The 16,644-nt window shown below is 45.3% G+C and carries 11 protein-coding genes and 1 pseudogene; 6 read left to right on the forward strand and 6 right to left on the reverse strand.

The features are described from left to right. Window positions 1-68 precede the first annotated feature (68 nt). The 3 genes and pseudogenes from blaOXA (at window position 69) to L976_RS04730 (ending at window position 2,280) form a co-directional block, all read left to right on the forward strand. Window positions 69-863, forward strand: a complete 795-nt coding sequence (gene blaOXA, locus L976_RS04720) for a class D beta-lactamase (RefSeq protein WP_047540145.1) — start codon at window positions 69-71, stop codon at window positions 861-863. A gap of 74 nt (window positions 864-937) precedes the next feature. After that, a complete protein-coding gene (locus L976_RS04725; RefSeq protein WP_047534741.1) occupies window positions 938-1,453 on the forward strand; it encodes a RidA family protein in 516 nt (171 codons plus the stop codon). 179 nt (window positions 1,454-1,632) lie between these two features. After that, window positions 1,633-2,280 (forward strand): annotated as a pseudogene (locus L976_RS04730) (CatB-related O-acetyltransferase). A gap of 246 nt (window positions 2,281-2,526) precedes the next feature. Here the strand turns inward: L976_RS04730 and L976_RS04735 are convergent. From L976_RS04735 to L976_RS04750, 4 genes are all read right to left on the reverse strand, one after another. Beyond that, window positions 2,527-5,667, reverse strand: a complete 3,141-nt coding sequence (locus tag L976_RS04735; RefSeq protein WP_047534744.1) for a multidrug efflux RND transporter permease subunit — start codon at window positions 5,665-5,667, stop codon at window positions 2,527-2,529. Beyond that, complete coding sequence (locus L976_RS04740; protein WP_037421088.1) at window positions 5,667-6,776, reverse strand: efflux RND transporter periplasmic adaptor subunit; 1,110 nt, start codon at window positions 6,774-6,776, stop codon at window positions 5,667-5,669. The genes L976_RS04735 and L976_RS04740 overlap by 1 nt, the downstream gene beginning before the upstream one ends. A gap of 199 nt (window positions 6,777-6,975) precedes the next feature. Then, entirely contained in the window at window positions 6,976-7,770 is a 795-nt protein-coding gene (locus L976_RS04745; protein ID WP_047534748.1) for a substrate-binding periplasmic protein, read from the reverse strand. 173 nt (window positions 7,771-7,943) lie between these two features. Next, window positions 7,944-9,098, reverse strand: a complete 1,155-nt coding sequence (locus L976_RS04750) for a metallophosphoesterase (protein WP_047534753.1) — start codon at window positions 9,096-9,098, stop codon at window positions 7,944-7,946. A 493-nt stretch (window positions 9,099-9,591) separates the two neighbouring features. On the opposite strand from L976_RS04750, the gene L976_RS04755 reads away from it, so the two are divergent. Together L976_RS04755 and L976_RS04760 are read left to right on the forward strand one after the other, a co-directional pair. Then, a complete protein-coding gene (locus tag L976_RS04755; RefSeq protein ID WP_047534755.1) occupies window positions 9,592-13,263 on the forward strand; it encodes a pilus assembly protein in 3,672 nt (1,223 codons plus the stop codon). 22 nt (window positions 13,264-13,285) lie between these two features. Continuing rightward, window positions 13,286-13,621, forward strand: coding sequence for a TapY2 family type IVa secretion system protein (locus L976_RS04760; RefSeq protein ID WP_047534758.1), 336 nt, complete (start codon window positions 13,286-13,288; stop codon window positions 13,619-13,621). A 155-nt stretch (window positions 13,622-13,776) separates the two neighbouring features. Here the strand turns inward: L976_RS04760 and L976_RS04765 are convergent, their stop codons facing one another. Both L976_RS04765 and L976_RS04770 read right to left on the reverse strand, forming a co-directional pair. After that, on the reverse strand, window positions 13,777-14,442 hold the full coding sequence (locus L976_RS04765) for a DsbA family protein (protein ID WP_047534761.1): 666 nt from the start codon (window positions 14,440-14,442) through the stop codon (window positions 13,777-13,779). A 113-nt stretch (window positions 14,443-14,555) separates the two neighbouring features. After that, entirely contained in the window at window positions 14,556-15,455 is a 900-nt protein-coding gene (locus L976_RS04770) for an MBL fold metallo-hydrolase (protein WP_047534764.1), read from the reverse strand. Window positions 15,456-15,645: 190 nt separating this feature from the next. On the opposite strand from L976_RS04770, the gene L976_RS04775 reads away from it, so the two are divergent. Next, window positions 15,646-16,584, forward strand: a complete 939-nt coding sequence (locus tag L976_RS04775; protein ID WP_047534768.1) for a LysR family transcriptional regulator — start codon at window positions 15,646-15,648, stop codon at window positions 16,582-16,584. The last annotated feature ends 60 nt before the right edge of the window (window positions 16,585-16,644 follow it).

A 16,644-nucleotide genomic window follows, 5' to 3' on the forward strand; every position in this document is an offset into this window, starting at 1 on the left:
CCACACTGCGGATCGTACTCCTAAAAAAATTAATATATTAAGGTTTTGCAATGAAACTTAAAAAGCTAATGCTATGGTCGCTCTTTCTTTTCATTTTTACAACAATAGAATCCGTTGCAAATGAGTCGATTACTGTAGCAGAAAAGAGTGAATGGAAATCCACCTTTGATAAATTCAATGCGGATGGAACAATCATCATTAAAGACGAACGTGGAGGGGCAAGTGCCACTTATATTTACAATAAATCACGTTCAACGGTACGGTTTACGTCTGCATCAACATTTAAAATTCCTCACACTTTATTTGCTCTCGATGCAAACTTAGTTAAGGATGAATTTCAAACGTTTAAATGGAATGGTGAAAAATACTCTATCCCTAGTCACAATCAAGATCAGAATTTACGCTCAGCGATGCGCTATTCCGCTTTATGGGTTTATCGCGGATTTGCGAAGGAGTTAGGTGAAAAAAAAGCAAGAGATTATCTAGAAAAAATTAATTATGGGAATCAAGATCCCACTGTAAAAGTGGATGACTATTGGGTCAGAGGTGGTTTAGAGATCTCCGCACAAGAGCAGATAAATTTTTTAGAAAAGCTTTATAAAAATGAACTCCCATTTAAAGTTGAACATCAATTATTAACCAAAGATATTATGATAGTCGAAGCTGGCCGAGAATGGATTCTCAGAGCGAAAACAGGACTCGGTGGCCAAGTCGGTTGGTGGGCCGGTTGGGCTGAATGGCCAACAGGCGCCGTCTTTTTTGCATTGAATATAGACACGCCGAATGGCATGGCGGATGTTTACAAGAGAGAAGCGATTGGCAGAGAGTTGTTACTATCTATCGATGCATTGCCCCATATTTAAGGGGGGCGGCTCGTATTGTACTGTATAAAATTCACGCTTTTTTAAATTTGGGCAATCCAATATTTGAGGTCAATATGTTAATTTCTGTCATCCGTATTTCATTTTTCGGCTTGTGTGGCTTACTTTCCACTGTGAATATCGCCGCGCTTGCGGGAGAAGATGTTATCCGGCATCGTATTGCTAATTCAAATTTCCCTGTTGCTGCAGCGGTAGAGGTGCCAGCCTCTATGTCTATTGTATATCTCTCAGGGAAACTACCGCCTGTACAAGATTTGACTCAAGATGAAAATAGCCCACTTGCATATGGTGGGGATACAAAAGGACAAACTATTGGGGTATTAAAGGCAATAGAGAAAAGTTTAAAAGACATTGGCCTGGGCTTAGGGTATGTGATTAAACTACAGGTTTTTTTAGTCGGCGATCCTGCATTAAATAATGAAATGGATATGGATGGTTTTATGGCTGCTTATGTTCAATTTTTTGGTACAAGAACACAACCTAATGTACCTGCTCGGTCGGTCTTGAAAATTGCAGGTCTAGCAAATTCAGCATGGCGTGTTGAAATTGAAGCCACTGCAGTTCGAAAATAACATAGTGAACGACGGTATTTATTAAACTAAATAGAATTAGGGTACATAGGCTTTTTGCTTATGCATTCTATTGTTCCTTAATAGCATGTCCGATAACTCAAGATACATATTTGTTGAGTTAGCCAGTTTTTAATATCTCACTATTTTTCAGTTACAGTTAATTTATAAAGAGTATGTGTATGAATAATAAACATTGGTCAAAAGTTCAGTTGTTACACGAAGTTGTTACTAACCCGAATATTATAATTAAAGGTCAGCACAGCTATTATAGCGATTGTTGGGATATGGGGTTTGAGGGCTCAGCGGTGAGATATCTTCATGGTGATGAAATCAGCCGCCAATGGGAGCCCAAATAGCCGATCGATAAACTCTATATTGGTGACTATGTGTGTATCGCCGCTGAAGTTGTGATTTTAATGGGCGGAAATCATACGCATAGGGCGGATTGGTTTTGCTTATACCCTTTTATGGATTTTATTGAAGAGGCATATGTAGGAAAAGGTGACACCCATATTGGTGATGGCGCTTGGCTAGGCATGAGATGTATGGTGATGCCTGGAGTCACTATTGGTGAAGGAGCCGTACTTGCAGCGAACAGTGTTGTCACTCAGGATGTCGAACCTTACAGTGTCGTCGCAGGTTCACCCGCTAAACGAGTCAAGTATCGCTTTCATCAAGACATTATTCCTGAGTTGCTGGCTTTAAAAATTTATGATTGGCCATTCGAAAAGTTTAATGCTTTGAAACGGCACTTGTGCTCTTCGGATTTTGAACAGCTTAAACAAGCCATTGTCATTTATGATCAAAAAGAAGCCAGTACAAATTAAGATGTTTGTCGGGCGTATAGCAAGCACATTAAATATCTAAATCAGCTGTGCGCCTCACTGGTATTTCAATCCAAGGCGCATTGATGCAGAAACGGTCATTCCTTATTTAAGTTAATACAACACTGGAAACCCATTTGGCCTTAAAATACAAAACGCCCGATGAGGTTCATCAGGCGTTTTGATGGTAAGTAAGTGTCAATTTACTTAAGTTGTCGAGACTTGCACTGATCCTGTTTAGATGAAGCGCTAGGCTTTAGGCGCGAGTTCCTGCTGCTTTGCCGCCTCTTGTGCCGCTAACTCTTGTGCTTTAATGGCCGCTTCGAGTTTTGCTTCAACATAACCCGGTGAATGGGTCGCGGCCGAGATTAAACGGTACATTGCTGGGATGACAAACAGGGTGACAAAGGTCGCAAAGGCCATGCCGAAAAACACCACAGTCCCCACCGCAATCCGGCTCTCAGAGCCTGCGCCCGTTGAGAAAATCAGCGGTATCGCGCCGACTAAGGTGGTGAAGGCCGTCATCAAAATCGGGCGTAAACGGCGGGTTGAGGCATCGATAATGGCTTTATCTAAGGCTAAACCTCGGTCACGCAGTTGGTTGGCAAACTCGACAATTAAGATCCCGTTTTTGGTCACCATGCCAATCAACATGATCATGCCGATCTGGCTATAGATGTTAATACCTTGGCTGGTCACTAACAGGCCGAGGAAACCTCCAAATACTCCCATTGGTACGGTAAACATCACCACTAAGGGGTTGATAAAACTCTCAAATTGCGCAGCGAGTACCAAGTAAGCTACCAGTAGCGCTAAACCGAACACAATAAAAATACTGCTTTGGTTTTCTTTAAAGTCTTTTGATTCACCGGTATAGCCAATGGAAATATCCTTGGGTAATAACTCTATGGACTTGTTTTCTAAGAACGTTAAGGCCTCGCCTAAGGTGTAACCTTTACTGATGTTGGCCTTGAGGGTGATGGATTTTTGTTTATTGGTATGGCTCAATCTTTGCGCTGAGGCCACTTCTTCGATATGGGTGACCGTATCGAGCGTGACTAATTCGCCCTTGGCTGAACGCATATAGATTTGGCTTAAATCGCCGACGTTGTTAAAACTGTTTTCATCACCGCGCAGATACACATCGTACTCTTCGCCGCGATCCACATAGGTGGTTTCTTTACGACCGCCGAGCATCACTTCTAAGGTTTGTGAGACGTCATCGACGCTGATCCCAAGTTCTGCTGCACGCTCTTTATCAACGCTGACAATTAGTTCCGGTGTGGTTTCGGCGTAATCCAGATCCGCGCCTTCCATCATCGGGCTGGCATTGGCTTGCTCTTTTAACACCTGTGCCCATTTAAAGAGTTCCGCATAGTCAGAGCCACCCAGTACAAATTGTACTGGCTCACTCGATTGCCCCCTAAAGCCTGGCATCATAGGGCGAACCATCACATCGGGAATATCTTTCAATGCCTTACTTATAATCCCGAGCGCCTGTTGCGCCGTGACATTGCGATGTTCCCAATCCTCTAGCTGCATGATCACATAGCCAGTTTGATCGCCAGCACGACCACCAAAGGCAGGGGCTTGCACACTGAAAGACCGCAATACACCTTGGCCAAGGAGTGGCATTAATCTGTCTTCGACGATATCCATGTTCGCCGTCATACGGTTATAGCTAGTGCCCTCGGCGCCTTTCACAAAGGCGTAAAGTACACCGCGGTCTTCCTGCGGCGCTAATTGCGAAGGGACTTGCTGCATTAACCATGCGCTACCACCGATACAGGCGAGAATGACCAGTGGTGCCAGTAATCTAAAGCGGATCGCATGGGTTACACCCACACGGTAAACCCTTTCCATGCGCGCAAAACCACTATCCACAATGCGATTGAAACGGTTAGGTTTAACATTGGCTTTGAGTAATTTGCTACTCAATACCGGCGTTAGCGTGAGGGCAATGAGGGATGAGAACAGAACAGACACTGCCAGCATCACGGAAAATTCGGTAAAGAGTAAACCGACCATGCCATCCATAAATGAAATCGGCAGGAACACCATGACTAACACCGCGGTGGTTGCCACGACCGCAAAGCCGACTTCCCGTGTGCCTTTGTAAGCCGCAAGCAGCGGCTCTTCGCCTTTTTCGATATGGTGGAAAATGTTTTCGACCACCACAATCGCATCGTCGACCACGAGACCAATGGCGAGGATTAATGCCATTAATGTCAGTAGGTTAATTGAATAACCTAGCATGTTGGCGGCAATAAAGGCGGAGATTAATGATACTGGAACCGTTACCGCGGGGATAAGGGTTGCCCTTGCTTGACCGATAAAGATATACAGCACTAACACCACGAGGGCGCCAGTGACATAGAGGGTGTTGTAGACCTCGTTGATTGAGCGGTCAATAAAGACGGTGGAGTCAAAGTCGACTACAAGACTGGTGCCATCGGGTAAAAAGTCTTGAATTTTATCGACTTCTTTATGGACTTCCTGAGCGACTACTAATGGGTTTGCATCGGATTGAGTGATCACCCCTAAGCTTAGGTTAACAATACCATCACTTTTAAAGGTGGAGTTTTCATTCTGTGCGCCCACGGCAACATCGGCCACATCTTTTAAATAGATAGGTGTCCCGTCGCTGGCGGTGCGTACGACTAAATAGTCAAAATCCTTTGGGGTGTAATAGAGCCTTTTGGTACGCACCGACATCACTGTGGTATCGTTACGCACTTGGCCGCCAGGGGTTTCGATGTTCTCTTTACGTAGGGCGCTGGTAATATCGGTGACGGTGACGTTGCGCCCCGCCATTTGCTCGGGTCTGAGCTTGACATACATGACCTTATAAAGACCACCCGAAATGCTGATGGAACTCACGCCGCTGATCAGACTGAATCTGTCTTCTAAAACCCGCTGGGCATAATCGGTCAGCTGGGTTCTATCCATCACGGTTGAACTTAAGTTCACATACACGGAGGGTTCGCCTGAGCCATTGTCCTTCGATACTACAGGATCGTTAGCGTCTTCCGGCAGACGGCGCTGGGCGCGGGCCACGGCATCACGCACATCACTCACCCCTTCGGTTAAGTTCCAACCGAGGAGGAATTTGACCGTGATCCGCGAGCTACCATTACGAGTGGTAGAGGTGATTTCATCGATACCGCTGATCCCCGTGAGTTCATCCTCAAGGGTCTTGGTGATTTGACTTTCCATAATCGCTGCCGATGCACCGGAATAACTGGTGCTGACTGTCACCACTGGGCTTTCAACATCGGGCATTTCCCGCACTGAAAGTTTAGTAAAGGACACTAAGCCAAACACGCATAGCAGTAAGCTTAAAACAATTGCAACGACGGGGCGTTTAACTGAGACATCGGACAGCCACATTATTTCGTCTCCGCAGTGTTGACGTCTGACTTGGCTGGGCGGTTATTACTATTCTTAGCTTCAAGAGCGACTTCATTGATTTTTAAGCCATCGCGCATATTCACAAGCCCTTGAACCACCACTTTATCGCCAATTTTAAGGCCGCTATCGATAAGCACTTGGTCGCCAACACGGGCACCCAAAATCACTTCGGTGCGATGGGCGATATGATCCTCACCAACCACATACACATAGCGTTTAGTGCCTGAATATTCTAGGGCTTGCACTGGCACTATGGGGGCTGAAATCGGTGGGAAGGTGATGGTTGATGACATCATCATGCCAGGTTTTAAGCGATTATCGCTATTTTCAAATTGTACGCGGATCTTCAGGTTTAAGGTTTCTTCATTCACGCGGGGATCGATGGCGACCACTTTGCCGATAAAGGTTTGTCCTGGCCAAGCTCGGCTGGTGGCCGATACTGGCATGCCAATGCTAAGTTGTGACAGAAAATGTTCAGGCACTTGTAAGTCCAGTCGCATGCTGGATAAATCATCTAAGGTCATTAACTCTGTGCCAATACTTACCATCTTACCTTCGCTAAAGTTAATCAGCCCGGTTTTACCGGCAAAAGGTGCAATAAGGGAATGATAATGTAAATCCGCCTGCGCAGAGGCTAAGCGTGCTCTGGCAATATCGACACTGGCTTTTTGAGCATCGATTTCGGTTTGAGTGATGGCATTGCGGCTGATAAGTTTTTCAAACTCTCTGAGCTTGCGGGTTTCATCATTTAAAAAGGCATTAGCTTCAGCCACCGCGGCTTGAGCTTTCATATCATCGAGTTCGATTAGCAACTGGCCTTTTTTCACTGTTTGATTCGAAGTCACGGCAATTTGTTTAATTTTGCCGGTGACTTGCGGCGCGATCACCACTGCGCGCTCAGCGGCCAGTTTACCAATCAGTGAAATAGATTGAGCCAGTGGATGTTCAACCACTTCCCCGGTGACAACTGGCACGGTACGCATAAGCTGGGGGGCACTTTCGGGTTTGGCAGCCTGCAATACATCACTAAAGCTCACAGCGGCGGCAACCGCCGCAACTAAGGCAATGGCTATTATGGTTTTTTTCATTGGAATAATTATCTCGCACAAAGACGGTTAACAGGCGTTAGCACTAATGGCGCTATTCTAGTGAATAACCGTCATCAGGTGGGTAAAAGTTTGTAAAGTTAAGCACTCGAAAGTGAAAGAAATTGTGTTTTGTGTCGAGATACCCCATGGCAATCTCATTCGCCCCATTCGAAGTGCATACGATAGCTGAGTTATTCTGCTAAGGATGTGCTTGTGTTCGTATTTTTTCTATCGGATCTACGGCTGATTGAATTTGCGGATACTGGCTTAAAATTGCCTCAAGACGACCATCTTGGCCCATGCTTTCAAGGCCTTTGTTAAATTCGTCGATCAAGGTGGACTGATCTGTTATCGCCAAAGAGACGCCCAGATGGAATACCTCAGTGGCGATGGGGTCTCCTACCTGCTCGAAAGTATCGGCATATTCACTTTGATTTTGCTTGATTAAATATTGAGCAAGATTGTGGCCGATTAACACTAAGTCAATGCGTTTTAGAAACAATTTCTTAAGATTCATTTCGTCGGAATTACCTTCCTCTGTCGTGAGTCCTGTGGCGGCTATTTCGGGTGGATTGGCGTAACCGCGGCCAATGCCGATGGTAAAGGGCTTAAGTTCGCTTAATTGACTAAAACGTAACGGGTTATCTTTACGTTTGTAGAAGACAATCTGTACGGCTTGTATCGGTGCAGAATAATGCGCCCATTGCTCACGTTCTTTGCGGTACCAAAGTCCAATAATACCATCGGCTTGGCCGGTTTTTACCAGTAATGCTGCTCGCGCAAAGGGATAAAACTTAACACTGGCATTGTAGCCTTGGCGTTTAAAGGCCTCTTTAACGACTTGGGCAACGCCACCTTGCTCGGGTAACGAATCGGCATAAAAGGGCGGATAATTGGTCGCAACTAAGTTTAAATCTCGTCCTGCAAAACTGCGGGAAGGCAATCCTAGCAACAGCAATACAAGGCTTAAATTTATCAGCAGTTTGAAGTCCATACGCATCCCTAACGTTAAAGCGTTATTTGCTGAGTATAGGGGGTGTTAAGCCGATGAGTTGAATTTTGTATAGAGAGGTAAGTTATCGCTTACTCGATATGGAGTCGACTCGTTATCCTTTTATTGAATAATAAAAAGGGCTTATGGATTAAACCTATAAGCCCTGAATCGATTTAAAGTGCTACTTGCTCACCCTTATATAGCCCGCGGGTGAGTTTATTGTCGTCTATCAGTAATAATTCTCCTGACTGACCATCCTTAATACTACTATCTATTGCAATGATTTTATTATGGTAAAGTCCAAGTACTCGTTCCTGTGAAGTGTGGCCGACGATAATATGATCAACCTTAAAGTAGTTTAGGATTCGGTCGATTTCGGGTTCAGCGAGTGCATCTTTAAAGTAGCCACGGTACCAAGTGGGGCCATTAGTGAAAAACAGGAAATTCAACAGATCGTTTTGTTTTAAATCTTCTTTTTTATCGTCTAAATGTTGACGGAATAACTGATTAGCATCGCTGATATTGAGTTTACGCTCGACCCATTCAGGGCTTATTCCTCCGTGCATAAACAGCAGATTATTGATTTTCACCAGCGTGTTTTTACTGCGAAGCCAACGGCCGATTTCGGTGTCTTTGTTGTACAGTGCATCATAGCTGCGATTGAGTAATTCCGCCGAGGTTTGATAACGCTCATTCACATAACGTAAGTCGCCGCGAAACACCATTTGCTCGTGGTTGCCCATAAGTAAATGTAATCGACCACCGGCGGCTTGGGCTTGCTTATCTAACTCATATAAAAACCACAGAACTTCGTTAACTTGGTGACCACGGTCGAACATATCTCCCGTCATGACCATATGGCCGTCACCAAAGGCCCAGTGATTATTTTCATCGATAATCTGATGGGCTTTCAGTAGGTTAATCATCACATCGAATTGCCCATGCACATCGCTTAAGGCCACTATCTTGCCTGCATGAGTGTAGGTATCAGCTTCAACTTTGGGAGCATCGGTATGGCGTTTGGGCTGTGGCAAGTTGCCACAATCATTTGGGCGAGCCAATTGATTGTTTGCGATAGGGGTTTGTTTTAACTGACTCTGGCAGATCCAGTAGGCGGTATTTTGGTTACCTTGGTCGAGGAAAACATAAGGACCATCGGTCACGGATGATGGCGTAAGTTCAGTGCTAAATGCGCCAACAGAAAATAAACTTAGCAAAGTAAACAGTGTAGCCTGAGCCGAAGTCAGTCTCTTCTTCAATGTGAGCGAAGATATATTCTGTGGTTGAGGTGTCGAGTGACCTAAACCATGGCGGAAGAGCGCGTGCATTCAAAGCTCCTGAGTTATTAAACGTGGTTGGTTAGCATAATGTTAATAACTTGGTAGGGCAAGGGATCCTATGTTGGGATATTTTCATGGTGAGAATGCTTTATCTCTATGTTTGTTGTTCAGCCTGTTTTTTTTTGGCAAGTTAAATTAATGGTATAGCATTTTTTATATTTTTTTGGCAGGTGTTCTCCTTTATTTCCTATAACGTTAATAGCGCATTCTCAATATCATAAGTGTCACTGTTTTTATTTTTTAGCTCATTACTATGATGGTGATATTTTTATTGGTTACATTTTTTATTTATTTGTTGTCAATTCGGTGTGCATAATGGTAATAATTGCTGAAAGTAGCCTAAGTTTATGATTTTACTGTTTTACGTTCGGTTAACTTACTGTTTCACGTTCGGTTAACTTGGCCTTTTTAAACAATTTAAATCCCAGTTTTGTAAATGCAGGTGCTTTTATTATTCCTTAATAACAGATGCGCATACTGTATGAGTCAGTTTTTATTTAAATATCAGAAAAAGTCGTTGATGAACTTTTCGCTTAATTACGTTTTATTGAAACATATTTGTCAATCTCGCCTTCAAAACGTCCGCCATACGTTAACTTCAATAGTCGCTTTTATTATTTCGAGCCTCGTTGTTGGCGTGGTGAGTTTATTTACTGCGTCAAGCATTGCTGATGATACAGAGCTTTATGTGTTCGAAGCGTCCGCCCGTAATGGCTCGCGCCCGCAGGTGCTGATCATTTTCGATAACTCCGGCAGTATGAGTAATCTTGCCTATGGGGTCGATGCTCCTTACGAGAATAAACGTAATGCTAACTATGCCCAGTCGGGAAAGCTATTTTATAGCCGAGGTTCTGCTGATAATGCTGAGTTACCTAATCCTGCCTCTCAGCGTGAAATGCGTCAGTTTAATGCCGCACTCAATGGCTGTGAAAGCTCGTGGGATTACCTCAATAGGTATGGCACCTTCACTGGTTTCTTTCGTGAGTATGGTTTTTCGGGGGGGACTGGTGCGTGGAAAGAATTTTCTGAGCTAAACGGTGGCTCGATAGCCGCTGTCGATTGTTTTGAAGATATCCAAGATGAAAGACTCGGTAATGCGGTTGGTGAGGCTAACGGTTTACCCGTTGATAGTTTAGGCTCAGCAGCTAGACCCGTTCGGTACACGGCAGTCAATATTCACTCATCCGAGAGTGCTAAGGCAAGCGCGAAGGCAAAGGCGCAGAAAACAGGTTTTGGCTCCGGCAAAGTGGTCACAGTTTATACCGAAGATTATTTAAAATGGCACCATGGTACTAAAAAGAAGGTCAATAAAACCCGTCTAGAGCTGGCACAAGATGCGATTGAAAGTGTGGTTTTAACTACGCCGGGTGTGGATTTTGGTTTAGCTATTTTTAATATGAATGGGCCACGTGATGGTGCGCGTGACGGTGGGCGGATTATCTCTGGGATTAAGACTATGTCCGCCCAAGCCAAAATTGATTTATTGAAAAGGGTTAATCTTATTAGTTATGCCCAAAATACGCCGCTATGCGAAACGCTCTACGAAGCCTATCGTTATTTTGGTGGGCAGGAACAGTATTTTGGCGATGATGATAGCGATTATAATTACTACGATAATTGGGGGCGTTACCAAGGTACCTACAACGCCAGTTCTAATCCCTTTACTGACCCAGCTGCGCTTATTATTGGAAGTAATACGTACAATTCGCCGTTTAAGCCTTGCCAAAATGAAGCGTATATCGTCTATATCACCGACGGTGAGCCGACGCTTGATAACGCGGCCGATGGCATTATTGAGCGTTTAACCAATGGTGTGGGTAAGCATACTTCCAATCCGAAAAGTTATCTCAGTGCGCTTTCTGGCTGGATGCGAACTGAGGATGTGAATCATAATTTAGCCGGAAAACAAACCGTTAGAACCTTTACCATTGGGTTTAGTGAAGGTGCAGCCAGTGCCGAGCACCTACTGAAGCAAACCGCTGATAATGGTGGTGGTAAGTATTTTGATGCCACCGATGCCAGTCAATTGCGTTCTTCATTGCAAACGGCTTTAAATAATATCCTCGAAAAAAATGCCAGCTTTACTTCGCCCTCGGTAGCGAGCAATAACTTCAACCGTACGCAAACCTTTGATTCTGCTTATTACTCCATGTTTTTACCTAACAAAGGACCAAGATGGCTAGGGAATATAAAAAAATTTAAAGTAACTAGCAGCGGTGATGTCGTCGATAGCAAAGGCAAAAACGCGATAGGAGAAGATGGCAATATCAAAGCTGATGCGTGCTCCTATTGGACCTCGGCCGAAGAATGCGGAAGTAGTGGCGATGGTAATGATGTTAAGCGTGGTGGTGTATTAGCCGCGATGCAAGAGGCGAGTAGTCGCACTCTATACAGTAATTTAGGCAGTGGATTGAGCGCTTTTACTCTATCAAATGCTTCCCGAAAAGCTGGTGGTAATGCGCGTTTAGCGACCTATATGGGCGTTGATGAAACGGAGCTCACTGGGCTGTTTGACTGGGCCAAAGGGATCGACGTTGATAACGATAAGAATCAGGACTTAACTGCTGCTGGTGGCGCAACCCCAAATTGGCGCGCAGATATTATGGGGGATGCTTTACATTCCAAGCCCTTAGCACTGAATTTTGGTTCTGAAGCTAAACCCGATATCCGAATTCTTGTCGGGACTAACCATGGTTTCCTGCATATGTTTAAGGATAAAGGCGACAGTGTGTCAGAAGCTTGGGGATTTATCCCCTATGAGCTACTGCCGAATTTGCGCGATCTCAAGGCTAACGTGCCGACGGGCGTACACTCGGTATACGGTATTGATGGCTCGCCAGTTGCCTACACCAAAATGCAGGGCAAACGGATTGAAAAGGCATGGGTATTTGTGGGAATGCGCCGAGGCGGCAATGCGTATTACGCCCTCGATGTGACCACACCTGATAACCCCAGTTTTATGTGGAAGATAGATGCCAGTTCACCCGGTATGGGCGAGTTAGGGCAATCTTGGTCGACGCCTGTGGTGACGACAATTCCGAGTGCGACTGGCGATAAGCCTGTATTGATTTTTGGTGGCGGATATTCCCCTTCAACTAAAGATGGCGCTGAGATGGGTACTGATGACAGCAGTGGCCGTGGCGTGTTTATTGTCGATGCGCAAACGGGGGTGTTAATCCATCAATTCGGCGGCAGTGGGGCTAACACGCCATTGCCAGGTATTGCCAACAGTATTCCAAGCAGTGTTGCTGTATTAGACGGCAATGGTGATGGTCATACCGATAGAATCTATGCCACAGATATCCAAGGTAATGTATGGCGGATGGATATGCCCTCCGCGAATGTGTCGACCTGGTCGGGATTTAAATTTGCCGCATTAGGGGATAAGAGTTCAGTGGCAGGAGATAGGCGATTCTTTTCTGGGCCTATAGTGGCCCAGACCTTGATCTCCAATACCTTTGAGCTAACTAAAGTCGTTAATGGAACATCGACCAAAGTTGTCACATCACAGAATATTCCTTACGACGCAATTGTTGTCGGCAGTGGCCACAGGGCCAAGCCAAGTGATGTGTCTCGCTCGGATATGTTTTTTGCATTGCAAGATAGAAACATAGTCACTCAATCATTCCAAGGTAAATCAAATCAAAAGCCTGTGCCTAAAACACTACAGTTAAGTGATTTATATGATGTCAGTTCGGCTGCGCCCAATGATCAGGCCAGTGAAATCGTCTTTAGTCAAAAACGAGGTTGGTACTATAACTTCTCTCGTAAAGGCGAAAAGAGCCTGTCGTCTGCGACCATAGTCGGGGGGGAGGTGTACTTCAGCAGTTTTGTGCCTGGTAGTGATGGCTCAGTCAACCAATGTTTGAGTTCGGGTAAGGGCTATCTTTATAAAAAGAATTTGCACAGGGGCACTCGTGGTTACAAAACAGATTATTTGTATGCAGGAGAGTTGGTACTGGATACGCCGCAGTTGGTGATCCCGCCTGCCGAGCAGCCTAAGGACCCGAATGCCAAAGTACCAACGCCAGATATGTTTTTGATTGGTATCGGTAATGCGGTGCCAGATGAGGCGACATGTGAAAGTGGTAACCCTAAGTGTATTGGGGGCGGGCCAACAACGAACAAAATTTATTATTACATCAGTCAATGATGTAAAGAGTTAACGAGTCGAGATGAGTAATAGCCTTATGATGAAATACGGTGCCCTTGGTTTGTTGCTGCTAGCGGGATCCCAATGGTCAGCGCTGGCGACAGAAACTGAGAAGCGACAGGATTACAAATGCTATTTAGAAACGAATCAAGGATTTAAATTGATACGTTTCTCGTGGTTTGAATCTAAGGTGAATGATTATTTACTCAGGTTGCCAGGTACAGAATTACCGCGTTTACCTCGGGATAAGCCGATTCCGCTCTACGCGAAAGCGGTACTTGAATGTGTAAAAAGGAGTGAGCCTTTTACGCTAGAACAGGCAAAGCAAGCCGAGCTTGCGCCCGAGAATCAGGGTTAACTTGGCCTGTGGTATCAACATTGAACATGCCGATGGGATAAATCCTATAGTGACTTATCCCATCGTTTAAGGGGGAAACCCCAGACTCAAAAAGCCAAGGTTTGAGTCTTCATACGTAAAACGTAAGACTGGCACACTTTCAAGAAAGTGGCGTGTTAAGACACTTGTTCATTCAGATACTCAAGCCACTTGCTCGGATGACCGTAAAAACGGCTGTGATTGAGTAAATGCAGATTTCCCTCACTTGTTGTGAGTGCTACTGAAGGGAAACCTTGGGCACCCAGCTGATTCATCAGCGCCCGTGATGCCAAAATGTGCTGGTAAAACGCGTCTTCATTTTGGGCAAATTCCTTCGTAAAGGCAGCGCCATCTATTCCCATTTTTTCCGCTAAAAGATGTAGATTCTGTTCATCGCTGGCGCTTTTGCCATCGCGATAATGGGCGAGTTGCACTGCATGTAGGTAAGCTAGCTCATTGCCCCCTAAGGCTGCAACGGCAAGCATAGCTCTAATGGGGGGCGCAGAATCCAGTACAATGCTGGTATCACGTAATAAGCCTTCATAATAGTTTTCACCAAAGGCTTGTCCGGTTATCGCGGCAATCCGTTGATCATGGGGCATCACATAATCGCGCCATTGGTTATCAATCTGTTTGCGCCTTGGTCCTGTGAGCATGCCACCTGCGTGGAGTTTGATGGTAAATCCGGCAGCGGCTGCTGCATCAAACAGCGGTGCGGCTGCGTAACACCAACCGCACAAGGGATCGATAATGGCATGTAACACGGCCTTAGCTTTGGTGGTGGTATTGATAGTTGGGTTCATCGCAATTATTCCTACAAAAAACAGTCTTTTGTTCTGGCTTTTTGGCTTAAGGGCTAGCCTAAGCGCGAATGTCAGATTGAATGGGGCATGGAGATATCCATGCCCCTATTCCCTTACATTGGCCAGCGCATTTCACCCATGATGACTTTGGCACTGATCTCAAGCCCTGCATCTAAAGGAATTTGTGGGTAGAGCTTGAGCATCTTGGCGATTAAGTCCGCAGAATCTTTTGCTGTTTTGGCTGCCTTTTCAAAGGCATTAATATAATCGCGAGTAAAAGCGATGGCGCGCTTATCAAATCTGGCATCACCGAGATAATGTCCAGGGATAACCTCTTTGGGAGATAAGGCTTCCATCTTTTCTAAATGGGTTAACCAGGCTTTACGCGACTCAACACTTTGGGTATCTGCCATCCAAACATGGGTGTTATCAAACACTTCAACGCCACCAGTGATGGTTTTAGCCGACGGTACCCACAGGAAGGTATGCTTAGGGTGAGCATCCTCTAGCCCTTCTATCAGCACTTGTTCACCGTCGATACTAAAGCGATTGGTGGTGACCACTTTTGGCAGCACTAATTGGCTCGGAGCATTGTCCTTTAAAATCGGTCCCCAGTAGGCCAGTTTGCCTTCCATCGAGGCTTTAATGTCATCGACTGTGGTTTGAGTGGCAACGATTTCGACCTCGGGGAAGTTTTGCTTAATCACATCCAATCCAAAGTAAAAATCCGGATCGCTATGGCTGATATACACCAAGGTGAGCTTTTTACCGCTGGTTTTAATGGTATCCACTAAGGTCTGGGCATCATTTTTTTGAAATTGAGCATCGACCAGCATCATTTCATGCTCGCCGCTGATAAAGCTTGAAGACACCGCAAAAATACTGTTTTCGCCCGGATTAAAATGGCTTACTTGCAAAGGTGCAGCTTGAGCAGTAGCCATTCCCGCCACCAGCATGGTTGCGGCTAACTGGGGTTTCAAAGAGGTTAATTTTAGAGCATTCAATAGTGTCATTTCTGTTCTCACTTATTCATTCAAATAGGATTCGGTGATTTGCACTGCTGCAAAAGTGAGCTTAGTTTAGGTTGCGAAAAACGTTAGATAAACACGGATAATTGCGCTTATTTGTTGCATAATTCGGATGAATCAACGTTTGAAACTGATTATTTAGTGCAAGGCAATCAACACAAGGGGCGGATAAACCATGGATAGACTCGAAGCGGCAAAGGTATTTGTGACTATCGTTGAGCGGGGCAGCATGATTGGCGCCGCCGAAGCGTTGGATATGTCTCGCTCTATGGTAACCCGCTATTTAAGTGAGATGGAAGAATGGTCAGGTGCACGCTTACTGCACCGTTCGACAAGACGTTTGAGCCTGACCAGTGCGGGCGAGCAAGTGCTCGATTATTGCCAGCGCTTGCTTGAATTAGCGCAGGAAGTCCCCGCGGTCAGTCATGCCCAAAGTGCCCAACCGCGAGGGTTGCTGCGGATCAGTTGCTCACAATTTATAGCGCATTTACTCCTTCCCACGGTCGTGCGTCCTTACTTAGCCCAACACCCGCAGGCGAGTGTGAACTTTCATGTTAGCAGCCAAACCGTTGATTTAGTTGCTGAACGTATTGATCTTGCCATACGTATCACTAATGAGCTCGATCCTAGTCTAATCGCCAGACGTTTAGGGGAATGTGAGTCCGTGGTCTGCGCCGCACCGCGTTATCTTGCCACCCATTCACTTATTAGCCATCCCGAGGATTTAACTCGGCATAACTGTTTAACCTATTCCTACTTTGGCGATGTGATGTGGCGGTTTACTCAAATTATTCATCCTGATGGTATTGAGGCGGGGCAGCTTTTTAATGTTCCCGTAAGAGGTAACTTAAGTGCCAATGATTCTATGGTGGTACTAAACGCTACTTTGGCGGGGGAGGGGATTGCCATGCAGCCCCTGTGGGCGGCGAAGCCCTATCTCGACACTGGCGAATTAGTGCCATTGTTGCGGGAGTTTCAACCTCAAACCTTGGGCGTATACGGCGTATATCAATCCCGTAAACATATGCAGCCCGCCTTAAGAGTGATGATGGATATGCTAGTTGCATACTTTGCTAGCATGAACCAGCATGAATATAGTGCCAGCCTGAAATAACGGAAAATCCTCACCCTAAATTCAATGCAATAAAAAGGAGGTTAACCCTTTCGAGTTAAC

Source organism: Shewanella sp. ZOR0012 (assembly GCF_000798835.1).
Taxonomy (GTDB): Bacteria; Pseudomonadota; Gammaproteobacteria; order Enterobacterales; family Shewanellaceae; genus Shewanella; species Shewanella xiamenensis.

Bases quoted from the DNA above. Each gene is read 5' to 3' on its own strand.
- L976_RS04760 (WP_047534758.1), top strand. From the start codon at position 13,286: ATGAGTAATAGCCTTATGATGAAATACGGTGCCCTTGGTTTGTTGCTG.
- L976_RS04770 (WP_047534764.1), bottom strand. From the start codon at position 15,455: ATGACACTATTGAATGCTCTAAAATTAACCTCTTTGAAACCCCAGTTA.
- blaOXA (WP_047540145.1), top strand. From the start codon at position 69: ATGCTATGGTCGCTCTTTCTTTTCATTTTTACAACAATAGAATCCGTT.
- L976_RS04735 (WP_047534744.1), bottom strand. From the start codon at position 5,667: ATGTGGCTGTCCGATGTCTCAGTTAAACGCCCCGTCGTTGCAATTGTT.
- L976_RS04765 (WP_047534761.1), bottom strand. From the start codon at position 14,442: ATGAACCCAACTATCAATACCACCACCAAAGCTAAGGCCGTGTTACAT.
- L976_RS04755 (WP_047534755.1), top strand. From the start codon at position 9,592: ATGAGTCAGTTTTTATTTAAATATCAGAAAAAGTCGTTGATGAACTTT.
- L976_RS04740 (WP_037421088.1), bottom strand. From the start codon at position 6,776: ATGAAAAAAACCATAATAGCCATTGCCTTAGTTGCGGCGGTTGCCGCC.
- L976_RS04750 (WP_047534753.1), bottom strand. From the start codon at position 9,098: ATGCACGCGCTCTTCCGCCATGGTTTAGGTCACTCGACACCTCAACCA.
- L976_RS04745 (WP_047534748.1), bottom strand. From the start codon at position 7,770: ATGGACTTCAAACTGCTGATAAATTTAAGCCTTGTATTGCTGTTGCTA.
- L976_RS04725 (WP_047534741.1), top strand. From the start codon at position 938: ATGTTAATTTCTGTCATCCGTATTTCATTTTTCGGCTTGTGTGGCTTA.
- L976_RS04775 (WP_047534768.1), top strand. From the start codon at position 15,646: ATGGATAGACTCGAAGCGGCAAAGGTATTTGTGACTATCGTTGAGCGG.